General features: G+C 72.1%; 16 protein-coding genes and 3 tRNA genes. 5 read left to right on the forward strand and 14 right to left on the reverse strand.

Translation table 11 applies throughout. The annotated features are described in order from the left end of the window. Nucleotides 1–75: 75 nt before the first annotated feature. The 6 genes from HCN08_RS02030 to HCN08_RS02055 all read right to left on the reverse strand — a co-directional run bounded on the left by HCN08_RS02030 (nucleotide 76) and on the right by HCN08_RS02055 (nucleotide 7680). Nucleotides 76–528 carry a MarR family winged helix-turn-helix transcriptional regulator gene (locus HCN08_RS02030; RefSeq protein WP_167981042.1) on the reverse strand — a complete coding sequence of 151 codons (453 nt, stop codon included), beginning with the start codon at nucleotides 526–528 and terminating at the stop codon, nucleotides 76–78. 50 nt (nucleotides 529–578) lie between these two features. Continuing rightward, on the reverse strand, nucleotides 579–1523 hold the full coding sequence (locus tag HCN08_RS02035; RefSeq protein WP_167981043.1) for a DUF3048 domain-containing protein: 945 nt from the start codon (nucleotides 1521–1523) through the stop codon (nucleotides 579–581). Nucleotides 1524–1631: 108 nt separating this feature from the next. After that, nucleotides 1632–3548, reverse strand: coding sequence for an ABC transporter ATP-binding protein (locus HCN08_RS02040; RefSeq protein WP_167981244.1), 1917 nt, complete (start codon nucleotides 3546–3548; stop codon nucleotides 1632–1634). A 149-nt stretch (nucleotides 3549–3697) separates the two neighbouring features. Then, a complete protein-coding gene (locus HCN08_RS02045; protein WP_167981044.1) occupies nucleotides 3698–5434 on the reverse strand; it encodes an ABC transporter ATP-binding protein in 1737 nt (578 codons plus the stop codon). Nucleotides 5435–5689: 255 nt separating this feature from the next. Then, nucleotides 5690–7207, reverse strand: a complete 1518-nt coding sequence (locus HCN08_RS02050; protein ID WP_167981045.1) for an FGGY family carbohydrate kinase — start codon at nucleotides 7205–7207, stop codon at nucleotides 5690–5692. A gap of 176 nt (nucleotides 7208–7383) precedes the next feature. Beyond that, nucleotides 7384–7680, reverse strand: coding sequence for a YtxH domain-containing protein (locus tag HCN08_RS02055; RefSeq protein WP_167981046.1), 297 nt, complete (start codon nucleotides 7678–7680; stop codon nucleotides 7384–7386). A 217-nt stretch (nucleotides 7681–7897) separates the two neighbouring features. Here HCN08_RS02055 and HCN08_RS02060 point away from each other — a divergent pair. From HCN08_RS02060 to HCN08_RS02070, 3 genes are all read left to right on the forward strand, one after another. Beyond that, nucleotides 7898–7970, forward strand: a tRNA-Asn gene (locus HCN08_RS02060). A 5-nt stretch (nucleotides 7971–7975) separates the two neighbouring features. Continuing rightward, nucleotides 7976–8048 (forward strand) — tRNA-Asn (locus HCN08_RS02065). A 156-nt stretch (nucleotides 8049–8204) separates the two neighbouring features. Further along, a tRNA-Ile gene (locus tag HCN08_RS02070) sits at nucleotides 8205–8281 on the forward strand. A gap of 534 nt (nucleotides 8282–8815) precedes the next feature. On the opposite strand, the gene HCN08_RS36380 is transcribed toward HCN08_RS02070, so the two are convergent. Further along, a complete protein-coding gene (locus HCN08_RS36380; protein WP_206318190.1) occupies nucleotides 8816–9049 on the reverse strand; it encodes a hypothetical protein in 234 nt (77 codons plus the stop codon). Nucleotides 9050–9438: 389 nt separating this feature from the next. On the opposite strand from HCN08_RS36380, the gene HCN08_RS02080 reads away from it, so the two are divergent. Then, a complete protein-coding gene (locus HCN08_RS02080; protein WP_206318191.1) occupies nucleotides 9439–9918 on the forward strand; it encodes a hypothetical protein in 480 nt (159 codons plus the stop codon). Between the two features lie 1246 nt (nucleotides 9919–11164). Here HCN08_RS02080 and HCN08_RS02085 read toward each other — a convergent pair. Then, a complete protein-coding gene (locus HCN08_RS02085; RefSeq protein ID WP_167981047.1) occupies nucleotides 11165–11320 on the reverse strand; it encodes a hypothetical protein in 156 nt (51 codons plus the stop codon). A 115-nt stretch (nucleotides 11321–11435) separates the two neighbouring features. Between HCN08_RS02085 and HCN08_RS02090 the strand changes: the two genes are divergently transcribed. Next, the gene (locus tag HCN08_RS02090; RefSeq protein ID WP_167981048.1) at nucleotides 11436–11816 is read left to right on the forward strand and encodes a hypothetical protein; all 381 of its coding nucleotides are present in this window, start codon (nucleotides 11436–11438) and stop codon (nucleotides 11814–11816) included. A 331-nt stretch (nucleotides 11817–12147) separates the two neighbouring features. On the opposite strand, the gene HCN08_RS02095 is transcribed toward HCN08_RS02090, so the two are convergent. From HCN08_RS02095 to HCN08_RS02120, 6 genes are all read right to left on the reverse strand, one after another. Then, nucleotides 12148–12555: a hypothetical protein gene (locus HCN08_RS02095; protein ID WP_167981049.1), complete on the reverse strand. Its 408-nt coding sequence runs from the start codon at nucleotides 12553–12555 to the stop codon at nucleotides 12148–12150. A 211-nt stretch (nucleotides 12556–12766) separates the two neighbouring features. Then, nucleotides 12767–13357 (reverse strand): DUF3291 domain-containing protein, encoded by a 591-nt coding sequence (locus tag HCN08_RS02100; protein ID WP_167981050.1) that lies wholly within the window; start codon nucleotides 13355–13357, stop codon nucleotides 12767–12769. 210 nt (nucleotides 13358–13567) lie between these two features. Further along, entirely contained in the window at nucleotides 13568–14542 is a 975-nt protein-coding gene (locus tag HCN08_RS02105; RefSeq protein ID WP_167981051.1) for a threonine ammonia-lyase, read from the reverse strand. Between the two features lie 88 nt (nucleotides 14543–14630). Then, on the reverse strand, nucleotides 14631–17294 hold the full coding sequence (locus HCN08_RS02110) for a hypothetical protein (protein WP_167981052.1): 2664 nt from the start codon (nucleotides 17292–17294) through the stop codon (nucleotides 14631–14633). Further along, nucleotides 17291–17464 carry a hypothetical protein gene (locus tag HCN08_RS02115; protein ID WP_167981053.1) on the reverse strand — a complete coding sequence of 58 codons (174 nt, stop codon included), beginning with the start codon at nucleotides 17462–17464 and terminating at the stop codon, nucleotides 17291–17293. Before HCN08_RS02115 ends, HCN08_RS02110 begins: the two co-directional genes overlap by 4 nt. After that, the gene (locus HCN08_RS02120) at nucleotides 17461–19329 is read right to left on the reverse strand and encodes an amidase (RefSeq protein WP_167981054.1); all 1869 of its coding nucleotides are present in this window, start codon (nucleotides 19327–19329) and stop codon (nucleotides 17461–17463) included. The genes HCN08_RS02115 and HCN08_RS02120 overlap by 4 nt, the downstream gene beginning before the upstream one ends. Nucleotides 19330–19431: the final 102 nt, after the last annotated feature.

The following is a 19431-nucleotide window of genomic DNA, read 5'->3' on the forward strand; positions in this document are numbered from 1 at the left end:
CTGGCCGCGAGGGTGCCGCAAGGGCAGGCCCGCCCGCCGGGGTGCCGGCCTCCGCGAGATCGGCCCCCCGCGCCGCTACGGCGACTGCGCCAGCCGCATCAGCAGCGGCGCGACCGCGCCCAGCGCCTCGATCTCGTCGCCGGACAGCCCCGTCTCCAGCGCCTTGGTGAGCCAGTCCTCCTTGGCCAGCCGCCCGGTCCTGAACTCCTCCCGGGCCGCCTCCGTGAGGCTCAGCACGGTCTTGCGCCCGTCCTTGGGATCCGGCGCCCCGCTGACCAGCCCCGCGGCGTCCAGCACCTGCACGATCTTGGCCATCGACTGCGGCCGTACGCCTTCGGCCCGCGCCAGCGCGGTCGCCGTCGCCGGCCCCTCCCGCTCCAGCCGCAGCAGCACGGACGACTGCGACCGCGTGAGATCCGTCCCCTCCGCCTGCTCCCGCAACCGCCGCGCCAACGCGGCCAACGCCACCCGCAACTCACCGGCCACCCGAGCGGTGTCGCTACGTGGGGCCGAGGCGGGTGTGTCCATGCCGCCCACGCTACCACTTAGCCAGCCAACTGCACAGCTGGCTGTCTATCTCAGGGCTCCAGCACGATCCATGTCCGCCCCGGGTGCAGGGGGAGCGGCTTGCCGGCGAGGGTGTAGGTCGTGCCGCTGGGCTCGGAGGGGCGGTCCCAGGTGGCGGGGTAGGTGCGGCCGTCGCGGAGGATCTGGGCCGTGCCGTGGCCGACGGTGTGGGAGAAGGGGACAAAGCCGGTACGGGAGTGGTAGCGGGACTCCGTCACGGCGACGTGCTGGATGATCACGTTGTCCGCCGTCCAGGGGGAGGTGTGGCCGTCCATCGCGACCTGGTAGTGCGAGCCGGTCCAGGTGAAGGTGAAGCGCGCGGCGGGCATCTTCGCCTTCGCCGAGGTGGCCGGGGTGCCGCCCGCGGGCACGGCGGAGGTGAAGCGCAGGCCGATGTCCTTGGCCGGGCCGCCCTTGGCCGCCGCGGCGGCCGGGTGCAGGAACTCGTTGTGCGGGGCGTGCCGGCCGGGCTGGCGGAAGAAGTCCCCGGTGCCGGTCACCGCCGTGAGCGCGCTGCTGTGCCGGAGCACCGGCAGGAGCTTGCTCTGCGCGCCGGAGAAGGCGAGCGCGGGCTTGTCGTACTCCGACAGCAGGTGCAGGTCCGTCTCCCGGGCGCTGCGTACGGGCCCGACGGTCTTCGGCAGGTGCGCGGCGTCGAAGACGGCCATCAGCCGGGACAGGCCGCCCTCGACCTCGATGGCGTAGACGATCGCCGCGTCGTTCAGGCCGGTCGCGGGGCGGGCCGCCGAGACGTTGTCGATCTTCACCGCCAGGACCCGGCCGGCCGCGCCCGGCTCACCGGTCAGATACGAGGCCGACGGGCCCTGCGTGTGCGTGCCGCCGGGGCCGGCGGCGTCCTTGTCCGTGCAGCCGGCGGCGACCGCCAGCGCCAGGGCCGCCGCCACCGCGGCCCCCGCCCGTAACACCCGGCCCGAGCTCGTCCGGCCTGCGCTCATCGCTTCCCCGCCTCCCCCGACGCTTCCCCCGACACTTCCCCCGGCGTGCGGTGCACCTTCCCCCATAGTGCGCCCGCACGCCGCGGAAAGCCCGCCGCCGGGTGAAGGTCAGTCGACCTCGGCCACCGCCTGCGCGAACTGCGCCGCGTACAGCCGCGCGTACGCGCCGCCCGCCGCCAGCAGCTCCTCGTGCGTGCCCTGTTCGACGATGGAGCCGGACTCCATCACGAGGATGACGTCCGCGTCGCGGACCGTGGACAGCCGGTGCGCGATGACGAAGCTCGTGCGGCCATGACTGAGCTTGGCCATCGCGCGCTGGATCAGCACCTCGGTGCGGGTATCGACCGAGCTGGTCGCCTCGTCCAGGACCAGGATCGTCGGGTCGGACAGGAACGCCCGCGCGATCGTGACCAGTTGCTTCTCGCCCGCGCTGACGCCCGTGCCCTCGTCGTCGATGACGGTGTCGTAGCCGTCCGGGAGGGTGCGGATGAAGCGGTCGGCGTGCGCGGCCCGGGCCGCCGCCTCGATGTCCTCGCGCGTCGCGCCCTCGCGCCCGTAACCGATGTTCTCGGCGATCGTGCCGCCGAAGAGCCAGGTGTCCTGGAGCACCATGCCGACCGTCGCGCGCAGCTCCTCGCGGGACATCGCCGCGACGTCCACGCCGTCCAGCGTGATCCGGCCGCCGGTGACCTCGTAGAAGCGCATCAGCAGATTGACCAGCGTGGTCTTGCCCGCGCCGGTCGGGCCGACGATCGCGACGGTCTGGCCGGGGTGGACGCTCAGCGACAGGTCGTCGATGAGCGGGGTGTCCGGGTCGTAGCGGAAGGACACCTTCTCCAGCGCGACCCGGCCGGTGACGTCCACCGGGCGGGCCGGGGCGGCGGGCTCCGCCGACTGCTCCTCGGCGTCCAGCAGCTCGAAGACCCGCTCGGCCGAGGCGACCCCGGACTGGATGAGGTTGGACATGCTCGCGACCTGCGTCAGCGGCTGGCTGAACTGCCGCGAGTACTGGATGAACGCCTGCACGTCACCGATGGACAGCGCGCCCGACGCCACCCGCAGGCCGCCGACGACGGCGACCAGCACATAGTTGAGGTTGCCGATGAACATCATCAGCGGCTGGATCGTGCCGGACAGGAACTGCGCCTTGAAACCGGCCTGGTAGAGCGCCTCGTTCTCCTCGCGGAAGGTCTCCGCCGACTCGTGGGCGCGGCCGAAGACCTTCACCAGGGAGTGGCCGGTGTACATCTCCTCGATGTGGGCGTTGAGCGTGCCCGTGGTCTTCCACTGCTGCACGAACTGCGGCTGGGCGCGCTTGCCGACCCGGGTCGCGACCAGCAGCGTCACCGGCACGGTCACCAGGGCGACCAGCGCCAGCAGCCAGGAGATCCAGAACATCATGGCCAGCACGCCGACGATGGTCAGCGTGGAGTTGATCAGCTGGCCCATGGTCTGCTGCATGGTCTGGCCGATGTTGTCGATGTCGTTGGTCGCGCGGCTGAGCACCTCGCCGCGCGGCTGCTTGTCGAAGTACGACAGCGGCAGCCGGGACAGCTTCGCCTCGACGTCGCGGCGCAGCCGGTAGACGGTGCGGTTGATGACCGTGGTGGCCGTACGCATCTGGATGACGCTCAGCACGGCGGCTGCCGCGTACACCGACAGGGCGATCAGCAGGACGCCGCCGACGGCGTGGAAGTCCATGCCCTGGCCGGGCGTGAAGTCGATGCCGGAGAGCATGTCGGCGACACCGCCCTTGCCGTGGGCGCGCAGGTAGTCCAGCGCCTGGTCCTTGGACGTGCCCTGGACCTGCCGGCCGATGACGCCGGCGAAGATCAGGTCCGTGGCGTGGCCGAGGATACGGGGGCCGGTCACGGTGAGGGCGACGCTGAGGGTGCCGACGGCCAGGACGGCGTAGAGGAGGAAGCGGTCGGGGCGCATCAGGGCGACCAGGCGCCGGGAGGAGCCCTTGAAGTCCATGGAGCGCTCGATGGGGCCGCCACCCATGAAGCGCGCCGGGCCGCCCATGGGCCCGGGCCCGCGCCGGGCGACCTTCATGACCCCGCTGCCGGGCTTTCCGCCCTCACCGCCGGGTGCGCCGGGTGCGCCCTTGCCGAGCGGGACGCCCGGCCCGCCGCCCTTGCCGCCCTCACCGCCGGGTCCGCCGCCGTTCGCGCTCATGCCGCGGCCTCCTGCTCCGTCAGCTGGGACAACACGATCTCCCGGTAGGTCTCGTTGGCGGCCATCAGCTCGCTGTGCGTTCCCGTCCCCACCACGCGGCCCTCGTCGAGCACGACGATCCGGTCCGCGTCGCGGATCGTGGACACCCGCTGGGCCACGATGACCACCGTCGCGTCCGCCGTCTCCGCCGCGAGCGCCCGCCGCAGGGCGGCGTCAGTGGCGTAGTCCAGTGCCGAGAACGAGTCGTCGAAGAGGTAGATCTCCGGGCGCCGCACCAGCGCCCGCGCGATCGCCAGCCGCTGCCGCTGCCCGCCCGACACATTGCTGCCGCCCTGCGCGATGGGCGCCTCCAGGCCGCCCTCCAGCTTGGCGACGAAGTCCTTGGCCTGCGCCACCTCCAGCGCGTGCCACAGCTCCTCGTCCGTCGCGTCCGGCTTGCCGTAGCGCAGGTTGGAGGCGACGGTGCCGGAGAAGAGGTACGGCTTCTGCGGCACCAGGCCGACGGTCTCGGCCAGCAGCGCCGGGTCCAGTTCGGCGACGTCCTCGCCGTCGACCAGCACCCGGCCGCCCGTCGCGTCGTACAACCGCGGGATGAGGCCGAGCAGCGTGGACTTACCGCTGCCGGTGGAGCCGATGACGGCCGTGGTCTCACCGGGGTGGGCGACCAGGTCCACCCCGCGCAGCACCGCGGCCTCGGCGCCGGGATAGGCGAAGTCGACGTTGAAGAGCTCCAGCTCGCCGTGCCGCCGCAGCGCGGTGATGGGCGCCTTGGGCGGGACGACGCTGGAGCTGGTGGTGAGCACTTCCTCGATGCGCTCGGCGCACACCTCGGCGCGCGGCACCATCATGAACATGAACGTGGCCATCATGACCGACATCAGGATCTGCATCAGATAGCTCAGGAACGCGGTGAGCGCCCCGATCTGCATGCCGCCGCTGTCGATGCGGTGCGCGCCGAACCACAGCACGGCGACGCTGGACAGGTTCACGATGGACATCACGGTGGGGAACATCAGCGCCAGCAGCTTGCCGGTGGCCAGCGACACTGCGGTGACCTCGTCGTTGGCGACGCCGAAGCGGCGCTGCTCGTAGTCGTCCTTGACGAAGGCGCGGATCACCCGGATGCCGGTGATCTGCTCGCGCAGCACCCGGTTCACGGTGTCCACGCGCTTTTGCATCGTGCGGAACAGCGGGCGCAGCTTGCGGATGATCAGGCTGACGGCGATGCCGAGGACGGGCACGACCGCGAGCAGCAGCGACGACAGCGGCACGTCCTGGCCGAGCGCCATGACGATGCCGCCCACGCACATGATCGGCGCGGCCACCATCATCGTGAACGACATCAGGACCAGCATCTGGACCTGCTGCACGTCGTTGGTGGTGCGGGTGATGAGGGAAGGCGCGCCGAACTGCCCCACCTCGCGCGCCGAGAAGCTCTGCACCTGGTCGAAGACGGCCGCGCGGATGTCGCGGCCCACCGCCATGGACGTCCTGGCTCCGTAATAGACCGCGCCGATCGCGCACACCATCTGCGCGACGGTCACGCCGAGCATGGTGGCGCCCATGGCCAGGATGTAGCCGGAGTCGCCCTTGACCACGCCGTTGTCGATGATGTCGGCGTTGAGGGTCGGCAGGAACAGGGCCGCGATGGTCGAGACCAGCTGGAGCGCGACCAGCAGGCCGATGGGGCGCTTGTACGGTCGCAGGTGGGACCGCAGGAGTCGGATCAGCACACTGACTACCTCGGGGGCTCGGGACGCGGGGCTCGGGGACGCGGGGCTTGGGGCATGCGGGCGCGCGGACGTACGGGCGTACGAACGTATGGGCGTACGGCGTGCTCGACCTCAGGGACGCGCCGGCGCCCGCCGGGGTTGAGCCCCGGAACCGAAGGTTCGTACGGAACCGGTGGCTCGGGGACCCGGCGGGTGGCCGGCCCCGCCCTGGCCGGCGCGCAACCCTATCCTCAGGCATCCCCGAGCCGCATCCGGTTAAAGCGAGGCAAAGGCTCCGGGGTGGGTGTGTTCGCGCACAGCGATGAACTGCTGCCGCACCGCCGAGCCGACCGCGGGCCCGCCCCCGCCGTGACCGGGCTCACCCGGCCCCGCCGCACCGTCCTGACCGGGGCCGTCCGGCAGCACGTCGGCCTCGGGGTCCAGCACCCGGGTGCCCGGCCGCGGCTCCCACGCCGGGGGCTCGGCCAGCGACTGCGAGCCCAGCACCGCGCCCAGCGACCACGCCGCCTGCCGGGCCGCGCCGAGGGCCGCGTATTCGGCCGCCGGGGGGACGACGACGAGGGTGCCGAAGAGCGAGGGCGCGAGCGCCTGCACGGCCGGCAGCTCGGCGGCGGGGCCGAGCAGGAAGACCCGGCGCACCTCCACGCCCCTGTTGCGCAGCACGTCCAGGGCGTCGGCGAGCGCGCACAGCATGCCCTCGAAGGCCGCGCGGGCCAGGTGCTCCGGCTTCATCGACTCGCGCCGCAGCCCCGCCAGGGTGCCCGCGGTGTGCGGCAGGTCGGGGGTGCGCTCGCCCTCCAGGTACGGCAGCAGGACCAGGCCGTACGCGCCGGGCGTGGAGCGCAGCGCGAGGTCGGACAGCCCCGGCAGGTCGGTGCCCAGCAGGTCGGCGGTGCCGCGCAGGGTGCGTACGGCGTTGCGTACCTGCACCACCGGCAGGTGGCGGCCGGTGGCGTCGGCGAAGGCGGTGACGGTGCCGGTGGGGTCCCGCAGCGCCTCGTGGTGGACGGCGAAGACGGTGCCGGCAGCGCCGAGGGAGACCACCGCGTCGCCGGGGCCGAGGCCCAGGCCCAGGGCCGCCGCCATGTTGTCGCCGGTGCCGGCGGAGATGAGCAGGCCCTCGGGCGTCTGCCCGGCGGGCTCGGCGGGCGCCAGGACGTCCGGCAGCCCCACGGCGTGGCCGAGGGCCAGCTCGACCAGGTCCGTGCGGTATTCGCCGGTCGCCGCGGACCAGTAGCCGGTGCCGGAGGCGTCACCGCGGTCGGTGGTCCGGCGGGCGGGCTGGCCCAGCAGCTGCCACACCAGCCAGTCGTGCGGCAGCAGCACCTCGGCGACCCGCCCGGCCGCCGCCGGCTCGTGCTGCGCGAGCCAGCGCAGCTTGGCCACCGGGTAGGCGGCCTGGGGCTGCGACCCGACGGCCTCGGCCCAGTTCGCCGGCCCGCCCAGCTCCTGGAGCAGGTCGACGGCCTGCGCCTGCGCCCGGTTGTCGCCGCGCAGCAGCGCGGGCCGCACCGTCACCCCGCCGGCGTCCAGCGCGACCAGGCCGTGCTGCTGCCCGGACACCCCGATCGCCTGCACGCCCTCCAGCACCCCGTCCTTGGCCGCCTCGCCCAGCGACAGCAGCCACGCCTGGGGGTCGATCTCGGTCGGCTTCCCGCCGTCCGGCACCTCGTGCGGTGCGTACCCCTGCCGCAGGATCTCACCGGTGTCCGTATCGCATACGACGACGGTGGTACCCGCGGTGGAGTTGTCTATACCGGCCACTTTGCCCATAGGGCCGATGATGCCGTACCGGGCGGGCCTCGCGCGGCATGGACGGGTGTCCTGGTGTTCGACTGCGGGGCCCTGCTGGGCCCTGCTGGCCCCTGCGGGGCTTGCGGGGGCCCGGCGGGGCCAGGTGTGGGAGTTCGGATGCCGGAGATCAGGTGTGGGAGGTCAGGTGTGGGAGGTCAGGTGTTGGAGGTGCCCCAGTCGTCGGCGGGGGCGCCGCCGTTGTGCATGGCGCGGACCTTGTCCGCGAGCGGCTTGGGCAGCTTCGGGCCGACCTTGGCGGTGACGGTGTCCGCGGCCTTGACCGCGGCCGTCCGGCTCTGCTGGGCGGCACTCTCGGCGGCGTTGCGCACCGCCGGGTTCTGGACGAAGGCCTGCCCGGCCTTGACCAGCTGCTCGTACCGCTCACGCCCCGCCCGGGCGCCGATCACGAAGCCCACAGCCGCTCCTGTGATGAACGTCAGCTTGTAGCGCATGGCTCCACCATCCTCGTTGCCTACGCGAGTCCTCGCGTACGCGTCGCTCGTCGCCCGTAACCCGCGTGATGCTGGCCGCCTACCCTGTGCACCCGGTCCACAACCCGGCCGCTATCGGTTGGCGGAGCACCCCCCCACTTGCGCTAATGTATGTGTCGCACCGAGCGCGCGCCTTCCGGGACTGTCCCGGCGGGTGCATTCGGTGCACGCAGAGCGATCCCCTGTAGCTCAATTGGCAGAGCAGCCGGCTGTTAACCGGCAGGTTACTGGTTCGAGTCCAGTCGGGGGAGCTCGGTCCCCTGTAGCTCAATTGGCAGAGCAGCCGGCTGTTAACCGGCAGGTTACTGGTTCGAGTCCAGTCGGGGGAGCGCACGACGAGGACCCCGTTGGGGTCCTTTTTCGTACCCCCGGGAACCATATGCCCGCCCCGGTGAGTCCACCTGATGCCGCGTCTGTGACCCACGAGGGCGACAGATCGTATGAGCAGCTATGCTGCGGCAGACGGCGCGCACGCCACGCCGTACGGGGCGGTAGCTCAGCCGGTTAGAGCAGCGGACTCATAATCCGCCGGTCCTGGGTTCGAGTCCCAGCCGCCCCACCACGGTCCTCTTCGGGCCGTCGCCGGTTGACCTGCGCGTAGGGCCCGAGGCCGGGCTTGGCGAGGGGGAAGAGGTTCTCCTTCCGGAGGGCGCGTGAGCCCGAGGTGAGCCCGGGGGCGCGTGACGCTGCCGCGCGGGGGGCCCGTGGGACCAGCCGGGCAGCCCACTCGGCGACCGCGCGGTCCAGCTCGGGCAGCAGGGCCCATATCTTGTCGAGGTCGTCCAGGGCCGCCTGCGCGGTGTCGCAACCGCTTCGGCGGAAGGTCCGTCTGCTGCCGTCATCCCGGGCGGAAGCCCCTGCCACACGTTCCAGACGCCGTGACGCCGCTTTTCCTCCCTGGTTCAGACGCCCGCGTCGGGCTGGTCGATGAAGGCGAGGTTGCCCGGGAGAGCCGGAGGCAGCAGGTCTTGCTCGCGCATGTGCCACGGAAGGCGCGCAGGGCCGAGCAGTCCTCGAAGGCATGCCCTTCATAGCCGCCGGTGCGCTCCAGGAGGGCGGCCCTGCGGATGCGGTCCAAAGTGGTGCTCGCCTCGCGTCATCGTTCCTTTGCCAGTTCCTGAGAGGCGGTGGCTGCCGCGACGAGGTCGCCGTGGCTGCGGAAGGTTGAGCAGGCCGAGGGCGCCGGGAGGCCGCCGTCCTCGCGTGCGAGGGTCGCCACGACGTGCACTTGGCGGAGCTGGTTGCTCAGGGCGATCCAGTGGCAGGCGTCCGGACCGCCGTTGACCGAGACGGTGACCGCCGCCGCTCGGCGGGCGACCTCGGCCCGCATCGGTCAGATCGCGCTGCCCAGGGTCGGCGCGGACCCATCGCCCTGAGGGTCGACGAAGGTGGCGATGCTGCCGGGCCCAGGGTCCCGTAGCGAATGGGCACACGGCAGCCCCGTCAGTATCCGGTTCGGATCTGGCGCGGTCCGCGACGTCACGCATCCTCTTGAACCAGTCATCGTTCCCGCCGGAGCCGGGAAGCTCGCACCACGTTGGTTCATCGCAAAGACGTGCATAGTCGCCAGTTAGCAGCTGCCGAAACCAGTATCTTTACGATCCGGAGCCGATCCCTCAGTGTGCAATATTCAGCCAAAGAGGCAAGTTATTTGGCTTAAAAAGGTGCACATAGATGTAGGTGTTACTTGAGTTTTTTCCTCAGCGTGTAAGCGCTGGCATGGCGCTCGCGGCCGTAGTGGCCGTGCCTGCCCACGCGTCCTCCCAGGCATGCTCTGTCTCATACGACTACGTCATCGACAGCAAGGCGAACTACTTCGTGCCTGCCGCATGGAACGGAACGCATCTCAAGGACGGGCCCGGTGGAAGTATGAGTGTCAGCGTCACCAAGGCTGGCACACTCAGTCTCAGTGCCACCGGCACCGCGGAGTTCTCGACGAGCGCCCTGTTCGCCAAGGCGAAGGTCTCGGTGAGTTCCACTGTCGCCACGAGCGTGAGCGTCACTGTGGGGCACACGTACAGCCACACCATCACTGCTGGAAAATACGGGAACGCGCAGTACGGCTCGTGGGGCTACAAGATCACCTGGTCCGAGTACATCAACAACGGGCCCGCCTGCTTGTCGCATCTGTACGCCACCGGTAGTGCTACCCTCCCCACCGACAGCACCGGATGGAAATATTGGGAGACGGCGTCGTGAGGCCAGGTGGTGGAAGGTCTCGCTCCTGCGGGGTTGGTCTTCTCGTCGCCGCCGTCGCCTCGCTGGCGGTCAGTTGCAGCTCGCACGGAACGTCCGCCGCTCCGTCTGTCAGGCCGTCATCGCCGAAGCCGTCAACGTCCGTGACGGCGTCCTCTGTCGAGTCGTCCAGCCAGCGGTTCGAGCAGGCACGGACGGCGCTGGCTTCGGTGACGAACCCTGGAGACCAACAGGACTCCGGGGGTGAGGAGTTGGTTCGTGACGGTGTGCACGCTCACCCTTCTCTGAAAGCGGGAGTTGAATACCGGCTGCAGGTGGTGTGCGTGGGTGCGGGAGCCGTGGAAGTCCAAACAGGGCCGCCGCGTAAGTCCGCGAGGCAACTGGCGTGCGACGGAGTTCCCACCAGCAGTCGTTACCAGGGTGGGGTAAGTGATCTTTCGCTCAACATCGTGAGGCAGGGGCAATCCTCGGGTGTGATTGTCTATCAGATCATGCGAGTTGGATCTGCCTGACCCGTCGCCCTTGGTGTGGAAGAATTTCCCTTCGACACCAAGGGCGCACTCATCAAAGGCCGAGGGCCGGCGGGCTGCTGTATTTCAGGCACGAGACGTCACACTTTGTGCGATGGGGCTGAGGTCTGCACGCGGAGACCGGCGGGGTGTGCAGCCGGTGCGCATGTCAGGGGCTGGGCGAGGCCCACGCTGGGCCGAGTTCGTCGAGTGGCCAGTGGTGGCTGAAACTGCGAGCTCGGTAGCGGCGGTTCAAGACTCGGGAATGCCAGGTCACAAGCGCGGGTCCTTGGTGCGCCGGTCGGTGTCGGTCTCGGAGGACCGCTGATCGATCTACCACCCCCGCACGGGTGATGGCTGAACTCCCGGGGCGCCGGCCTGTTCGGCGCGGGCGGACGTCGAGAGGTCACATCCCGGGCGAAAGCGGGTTGCACGGCCACCCGGAGGTCGGCACGGTGGATCGCCCCGGCGGACCCGCGCCCTCGGTCCTCGACCAGGCACGCGCCGACTTCGGCCGGGCCCTGGTGCCCGCCGACGACGTCCGGTAACCGCCGCGCACCGTACTCGGGAGCGGCGCCTCACAGGACGTTTACACCTTCGCGGTGCCGACAGACGGGCAGTTGCTGAACCTCGACGTCTCGGGCTGCCCGACTGCGGGCTACTCGACGCCGCTGCATTGGAAACTGCTCAGCACGGCGGCCTCGCGCGCGGCAGCGCGGGGATGCTCTACTCGCCGGGTCTTACGCGGTGCTCGTCGTCCCGACCGCGCCGGTGACGGGGAAGCTGGGCGTGCAGATCTTCGGGGCGTCCACGTCGGCGGTGACGGCGACACTGGACGGCAAGCCCTCGGCCGTGACGACCGCGGACGCCTCCCAGCCGGTGGTGGTCAGCTTCACGCCGGCGCACCTCGCAGGCCCGCCGGCGCCCCCTCGCGCCGTACCGCCCTCGCGGCCGGACTGATGAGATGCCTATCGCGCACAAGCCGGGCACGCCACGACGGAGGGACACCGCATGCGCCGCGTTCGTACCGCCCTCACCGCCATCGCCGCCGCCGGACTGGTAGCTGCCGGCCTCGGCCTCGCGGCCCCCGCCCAGGCCGCCGACAGCTGGGTCTACATCTCGCTGCCCACCTGGCTCGGCAATTGCCCAGGCGGTGGGTCCGTCAAGATGGTCTACCTCAGCGTCGGCGACACCTGGTCGACCGCCGGAGACGCCGGAGACGACATCGTCTACGCCAAGGTCCACTTGAACCAGTCCCAGCCCGTCACAGGCGAAGGGCTCTGCTACAAGGGCTCCCAGACCTACTACGGCCCGGCGTTCTACCAAGACATCACGCCCACGCGCCTGAAGCAGACATGGTGGGTCGGCCCCGGGGGCACCAGCCACAACTAGGCACGGGAGCAACCCAGGCCCCCCGCTCACCGAGCGCGGAGCCTGCGGCAGACCCTCCCCGGACTCGTCCCGGCGCACGGACGTGCCACAGCAGGGGCTGAGTTGACCGCGGCGGGTCCGCAGCTGGTGAGCCTGAGCATCTGGACTCCCCTCCCCCCCCGGGGGCCGACCAGTCAGGTCCGGAGGCCGCGGCGGCGTGCGAGGTAGCGCCGACGGCTGCACTCGGCCCCGGCCGCGCCTTCACACCGTCGCAGGCCAGGCCGAGCAGGCCGAGGTTGTCCACGTCGCGGGCTGACCCGCCCTCGGCCATGGGCGTGGCGGTGCGGGGCGACTACTGCGGACAGAGCGTGGCGCGCAGCGCTGCGTTCAGGGCCTTGCCTTGGGCGTCGGTGAGCGGGTGTGCGTCGTTGCCGAAACGCTCGGCCGCGAGGTGGTCGGGGTTCTGCGCACCGCCGCGGAGCGCCATGCACTGGTTGCGGCCGGCGTCGACGAGACTGCTGTCCGTGTCGAGCTTGAGGCTCGGGTCGACCGCCGTGACCGCGGCGAGATACAGCTTGAGGGCTGTCCCGGTGGGCTTGGACGGGATGCCGAGATCGGCCTCCATGCCGGCGGTGTCCACGGCAGTAGGCGTCGCAGCGGGCGTCTTGGGTGCCTTGCTGTCGGTGTCCTTGTCGGAGCAGGCGGCCAGGGTAAGGAGTGCGGCAGCGGCGAGGGCCGCGGCGGCGATACGGATACGCATCCGGCCAGCCTTGCGGAGCCCGTGCGTTTGCGTAGGCCCTGTGACGGACCTGTGATGGGCAGGCTCAAGGGACCGCGTCCTTCCCGGCCTGGCTCGTCTCGGGGTGCCGAGAGGACCCTCGTGGAGGCCCTGGTATCGATGAAGGAGGCCAAGCTTCAGTCGATACGGGATGACGCGCAGAAGGCCATGGACGAAGGCCGCGCCGTCTTGCCTACCGGATCGCAGACGGTTCACCGAACGGGTCTGGCTCGCTCGATTCCGTCGCTGGGGCGGGGGGATTGGGCTTGGTCGGGGTGGCGTCTGGGGCGAAGGGGTGGTGGAAGGTGAAGGCGTGGGGGGTGGGGCCGTGGGTGTGGAGGTGGTTCAGTCGGGTGACGGCGTCGTGCCAGGTGGGGATGACGCCGGTGGGGAGCCACCAGATGGTGTGGGTGGGGTGGGGTGTTCGCTCGAACCAGTCGTGGCGGCGGGTCAGCGCTGTGCGGTGCGGGCCGGTGTAGACGGCGTCGAAGGCGGGGCGCAGGCCGGTCCAGAGCGAGAGGGTCGTGGCCAGGGCCGTGGTCTCCGGGGTGCGGCCCCGGTCGTACCAGGCGGGGACGGCGAACTCGCCCCATGCGCCCCAGTCCGAGTCCCAGTGCGTGCGGCGGTCGTCTTCCGCCGGCTCGGCGTGGCCGAGGTAGCCGGGGTGGCGGCTGATCGCCGCGTAGACGGGCTCCGCGCTGTCGTGGAACTCGCGCGTGAGGGGGGCGGGGTCGGCGAGCGGTGACTTCAGGACGCCGAAGGTGTACAGAGCAAGCTGGGGCATGCGCTTCTCCCTGGTCGGTGGACCCTCCGGGCGGCTTCCGCACGGGACCGACCCGCCCCTTTGCGGGCGGCCCGGCCTGAGGAAACCCCTGGGCGACCGTGGCCGCCCACCGAAGGCCAGCCGAAGGTAGCCCGCTCGGCGAGCGCTGTCGAAGTTGCGAATCCGCCGCTGAAGTGGCCTCTCGCGCCGCGCCCTTAGGGACGCCCCGCGTCAGGACGTGGGCGCCGGGGTCACCCAGCGGCGGTAGGCGGGCATGTCGACGTTGCTGCCGCAGATGATGGTCACGACGTGGCGGCCGGCAAAGCGCTCGGGGGCTTCCAGGACCGCCGCGAGGCCGAGGGCGGCGGAGGGTTCGGCGACGAGGCCGGCGTGGTCGAGGAGGAGGCGCAGGGCGGTGATGATGGAGCGCTCCTGGACGAGCACCGCGTCGTCGGCGACCAGCAGGAGGTCGTCCAGGACGGCCGGGATGGGGTAGCGGCCGGCGACGCCGTCGGCGATGGTGTCGGCCGACTCGGTGGTGACGACCCGGCGTTGGTGGAAGGAGCGGGTCAACGCCGGTGCGCCCAGCGGCTGGACGCAGACCACCTCGACGCCGGGCGCCAGTTCCTTGAGCACATGGCCGATCCCGGTGGCCATCGCGCCACCGCCGAGCGCGATCAGGACGGTGTCGAACGACCCGGCGCGGGCGGCCAGTTCGAGGCCGATCGTCGCCGCGCCCTCGCACGTCTCGACGTCCAGGCTGTCCTCGACCAGCCGGATGCCGTCGCGGCGGGCGATGGCCGCCGCCCGTTCCCTCGCCAACTCGTGGTCGCCGTCGACCAGTTCGAGCCGGGCCCCGAGCGCCCGGATCCGGTCGAGCTTGGCGGCGGTCGCGAAGCGGGACGCCACGACGGTGACGTCCAGGCCCCGCCCGCGGGCGGACCACGCGAGCGCCTGGCCCAGGTTGCCCGCGCTGGCGCACACCGCCGCCCGCTCGCCCGCCGCCGCGAGCCCGCTCGCGACCAGTTCCGTACCGCGGCCCTTGAAGCTGCGGACCGGGTTCGCCGTCTCCAGCTTGATGCTCACCGTGCAGCCGAGGACCGGCTCCAGCGCCTCGCAGCGGTAGAGCGGGGTGTCCAGGAACACCGGGTCGATCACCGTGCGGGCCGCCCGTATCCGGGCCGTGTCGAGGCGCGTCTGCTGCACGGCACAGCAGCCTAGCCAGCCCCGGCCGGCGCACACACCGGCGCCCCGCCGGTCAGGGGGCGGGGCGCCGGTCACGAAGGTCAGCGGATCAGTGGTGGGCGCAGACGTCCCCCTGGGGGCCGGCCGGCGGGGACGGGGCAGCGGCGCCGGTCGTGCCGTCGTCCTCGCGGACCGTGATCGTCGCGAAGTCGTGGGCGCCGAGCACCGCGTCGGTGGGGACGGACACCGCGGTCTTGTACGACGTCGCCGGGCTCGCCCCCGGCAGCGTGTCGCCGGTGATCGGTACGGGCACGGCCACGCAGGTGGCGCCCGGCCGGAAGGTGACCTTCGACATCGCCGGCTCCAGCGCCCCGGTCGTCGCGCCCAGCACCGTCAGATAGGCGGTGACGGGCGTGGCGCTGCGGCGCGAGAGGTAGACCGCGACCCGTACGGTGGACGGGCCCGAACCCTCCTCCACCGACGCGGAGTCGACGTTCACCGTGGGGCGGGAGCGCGGACGCGGGCTGCCCGGGGACTTCGAGTCGAAGGCCAGGTCGGACAGGTACGCGCCGCCCGCGGGCCCGGCCGGGGTGAAGCGGACCGACGCCAGGCGGTGCAGGTCGAGCCCCGCGCGGCGCAGCGTCGCGGTCGGGACGTGGACCTGCTGGAGGACGATCTTGCCGAGCGTCGTGGACGTGCTCGCCGGCATCCGGGTGACCGCCCACGGGTTGAGCGCGGAGACCGCCGAACTCCAGTGCCGGCCACGGGAGTCGGTGACGGTGAGCGTCATGTCCGTGGCCGCGGCGACGCTTTCGTCCGGCGACATGTCGAAGCTCAGCTCGTCGTAGCGCGCGACGTCCCGCTGCCGGGCCGGCACGGAGACGGCGACGGCGCCGCCCGGCCCGGTCCACGTCACGTGCGTCATCGGGTTGAGCGGCACGTTGGGCGCGTAGTTCGCCGGAGTCCAGTACGGCACCTGCTGGTTGGTCAGCGTGCTGCCGGGGTTGGTGCAGTACGGCAGCGCCTCGGGCACCGTACGGCCGTACTTGCTCGCGCACACCGTCGCCGTGACGTCACCGGAGGCGCGTACCAGCGGGGAGGCGGACCGGAAGGTCGCCAGGTCGCTGCGGGCGGACGCGGGCTGCTGGGCGACGGTGCGGACGTCTGCGAAACCCGCCACGGACGGCGGTTCGGTGCCCGAGCCGTCGAACATGCCCTGGAAGGCGGCCACATGGCCGAGCGATGACTCGAAGAAGCCGGCGATGTACGCCGCTCCGACCTGGTACTGCTGCGCCGCGGTCAGCCGGATGTTCTGCCCCGAGGCGAGCGCGGCCGGGCTCGTCCCGCACACCGGGTCGTCGGCCTTCGACCAGTCGTCGGAGGCACCCGGATAGGGCGGCGTCCACGAGGAGTTGTAGAAGTCGTGGTCGGTACCCATGACCCAGATGTCGGAGCGCTGCACGTCGTCGTCGAAGGCGCCGTCGCGCGAGTCGGCGTAGAAGTGCTGGCCCTGCTGGTCGGAGACGTCGCCGTCGCAGTACGGCAGCAGCGTCGTGGTGGTGACGTCCGGCAGCGTGGCGCGCGTGAAGTCGATGGGCGCGAGCGCGAAGACCGACCTGATCGACCACGGGTGCGGCAGCGCCTCGTTGAGGGTGGCCGCGGTGACGACGCCCTCGCCGCCGCGCGAGTGGCCCATCAGGCCGATGCTGCCGAAGTCCATCGTCCCGGCGAACTGCCGTGCGGTGAGCGTGCCTTGGGGGTACGTGGCACGTCCGGCGGCCAGCGCCTGGTCGAAGGTGACGTCCCGGCCGGTAGCGGCGTCGTGGTAGCCGACGGCGCGGCCGGCGTCGACGGCCTTGAGCATCGTCAGGGTGTCCAGGACGAGTTGGCCGCGGGTCGCGGCGCCGTCGTCGGGGGAGAGCTGGTTGTCGTTGGCGTTGACGGCGTTCGCCGAGATCGACACGACCGTGTAGCCCGCGGCGGCCAGCGCCTCGCCGGCGGCGTCGTAGCCGGCGTAGCTCAGGATCGGCGCGGTGCCGGCCGGGCAGGGCCAGCCGCTCGCGCCCTTGAGCGTCGTGGTGTTGTAGCAGGCGCTGTGCCTGCCGTGCAGGAACACCACCAGCGGGTGCGGGCGGTGGTCGGTGGGGACGTAGATGCGGCCCTCCAACTCGCCCCGGATACCGCCGATGTCGGCGAGCGGGAGGGACTGCGCGCCGAAGTCGTAGTCGGCGACGGTGTAGGAGCCGTGCCCGGCGGTCGGGTCGGCGGGCGTCCGCCCGCTACCGCCCGGGTGGTACGGCGACGGTCGGCCGTCCTTGCCGGCTCCGGTCAACGTACGGCGCTGGGCCGCGAGTTGGTCGGCGGCCGGTGGCAGCGAGGCCGGGCCCGCGGCGGTGCTCGCACCGCCGGTGGACCACTGCCAGGCGATCGAGGACGCCTTGGCCACCGCCGGGTCCGTGGTCGTGGCCGTCAGCGTCCGCCCGTCGGCGGACTCGGCGGCGGGGCCCAGGTCCAGGCCGTCCGCGACGAGTTCGGGCACGTCGTCGCGTACCGGCAGCCGGCTGCCGAGCCGCAGCGAGACGGTGTAGCCGGCCGCGCCGCGCGTCACCGTCCAGCCGTCCCCGGCGGCCACCCGCGCGGCAGCCGTACCCGTGCCCGGCGACGAGGCCGCCGCCGGCGCCGCGGCGCCGAGCACCCCCGCCACCAGCGCACCGGCCGCGGCAAGGGCGGCGACCCCGGGCCGGCGTATCGGTATCCGCGTCGACCGGCTCACCGGTGCGCCCCTTCCCCGGCCTCGGGGTCGTCGTCCGGATACGGGTAGAAGGCCGTGCCGAGCTTCGGCAGCCAGCCCACCGTCGCGACCGGCGACAGGTCCTCGCCCGGGTGCTGCGGCGGCAGACCGGCGTTGAGCACCGGCTGCCACCCCACGGTCAGGAAGCTCATCGCAGCGCCTCCTCGGCGACCAGCGGGTCGTTGGACAGCTCCGGCGGGGTGGCCGGCTCGACCGAACGCAGCGACCGCGGGGCGACCTTGGGCGCGTCGGCGACCGGGTCGGGCGGGGCGGCGTTGTGGTACTGCGGGAAGTGCTCCTGGTAGTCGATCGCGGCCTGCACGATCTGCGGCTCGCTGAACCGCGGGCCCCAGAACTGCGCGGCGATCGGCAGCCCCACCGTGCTGTCGTAGCCGACCGGGAAGGAGACCATCGGCCAGGCAAGGGCGTTGGGCAGCTGGTAGTAGGCCCGGTAGACCGGGAAGCCGCCGCCGGCGCGCAGCCCGATCTGCGCCCCGAGCGAGAAGACCAGCATGAAGTCCACGCCCGCCTTGTCCAGCGCCGCCTGGTAGTTGGCCTGGAGCTGCCGGCGCCGCCGCTCGCCCTCGACGCGCACCGACGCCGGGATCATCCCGCCCAGCCGCGTCGCCGACTCGAAGGACGCGGCGGTCTCGCCCGGTGCCCGGCGGCCGTACTGCGCGAGCAGCGCCGCGGCCTGGTCGGCGGGGCGGGTCGCGGCGAAGTCCTTGACCGCGTCCCAGTAGCGGATCTCGTAGCGGTTGGGGCTGAGCACCGCCGACGACGGGGAGACGGCCGAGCCGTCGACGGTGGCGAGTACGTCGCCGCTGGAGAAGTACGGGTCGTTGGCCGGGTCGGTGACGTCCAGGCCCGGGAACTCCTTGACTGTCGCGCCCAGTGAACTCAGCTGCTGCTTCAGCCGGTTGAAGGCGGCCAGGTGGTCGGTGTCGTAGGTGTCCTGCGGGGAGGTGCCGGCCTGGACGCCGCGGCCGGTGCGCATCCAGTCGGTCTGCGGGATGCCGATGGTGACGCCGGCGAGCGGGCGGCGGCCCTTGCGGGCGGTCAGCGGCATCGCCGGGAAGGGCTCGGGCGCCGACAGCGTCAGCGGGTCGTTGGCCGGGTCGGGGCCGAGGATGACGGACAGGACGAGCGAGGCGTCGCGCACCGAGCGGGCGATCGGGCCGAGCACGTCGTAGCCGGGGGAGAGCGGCATCAGGCCGGCGACCGAACTCGTGCCCAGCGACGGCTTGATGCCGCTCGCGCCGTTCGCCGCCGACGGCATGACGATGGAGCCGCCGGTCTCCTCGCCGATGCACGCCGCCGCGAGCCGGGCGACCGGCGCGACACCCGAGCCCTGGCTCGAACCGCCGGGCACATACGCCTTGTTCCATGCGTTGCCGGCGAACGTGCCGGTGATGGAACCGGAGAAGGCCGAGCACACGGTGTGGCCGAGGATCACCGCGCCCGCCTCGCGCAGCCGGTGTACGACGGTGGCGTCCCGCAGCGCGGTGTTGCCGTCAAAGGCGTGCGAGCCGTCCTTGGCGTCGAAGCCCTTGACGGCGACGGAGTCCTTGATGCCGAACGGGATGCCCAGCAGCGGCGGCAGCTGCTCGTGGGTGTGCCGGGCGCGGGCGAACTTCGCGTCGGCGGCGGCTGCCTGTGCGAGCGCGCCCGCGCGGTCGATCCGGACGAAGGCGTTGTAGAGGCCGTTGTCGCCGTAGGTCTCGAAGGGGCCGTTGAAGCGGTCGATACGGTCCAGGTACGCCTTGACGACCTGGGTGGCGGTGACCTTGCCGGCCCGGAGCAGGGCGGCGAGCTCGACGACTTCGTAGTCGACCAGCCGGGAGCGCTTCTTGATGCCGGAGGCCGCGGGCAGCGCGGCCAGCAGCCGGGCGACGGGGGAGGCGGCGGCGCCGGCCGCGCCGCCGGGGGTCGCCGAGGCGGGGGCGGCGACGGCCGCGGAGACCGCGACGGCGCCCGTCACGGCGGCGGCCCCGCCGAGCACGGCCCGCCGGCTCATGCGCGAGCCGGCGCCGGAAGCGGCGGGGGAGGGGGCGGCGTCGGGAGAGGGGGAAACGGCGTGGGGGGATGCGGGGGAAGCGGGGGAGGAGCCGGAGGAGCG

It is taken from the genome of Actinacidiphila epipremni, from assembly GCF_012034175.1.
In the GTDB taxonomy this organism is placed as follows: Bacteria; Actinomycetota; Actinomycetes; order Streptomycetales; family Streptomycetaceae; genus Actinacidiphila; species Actinacidiphila epipremni.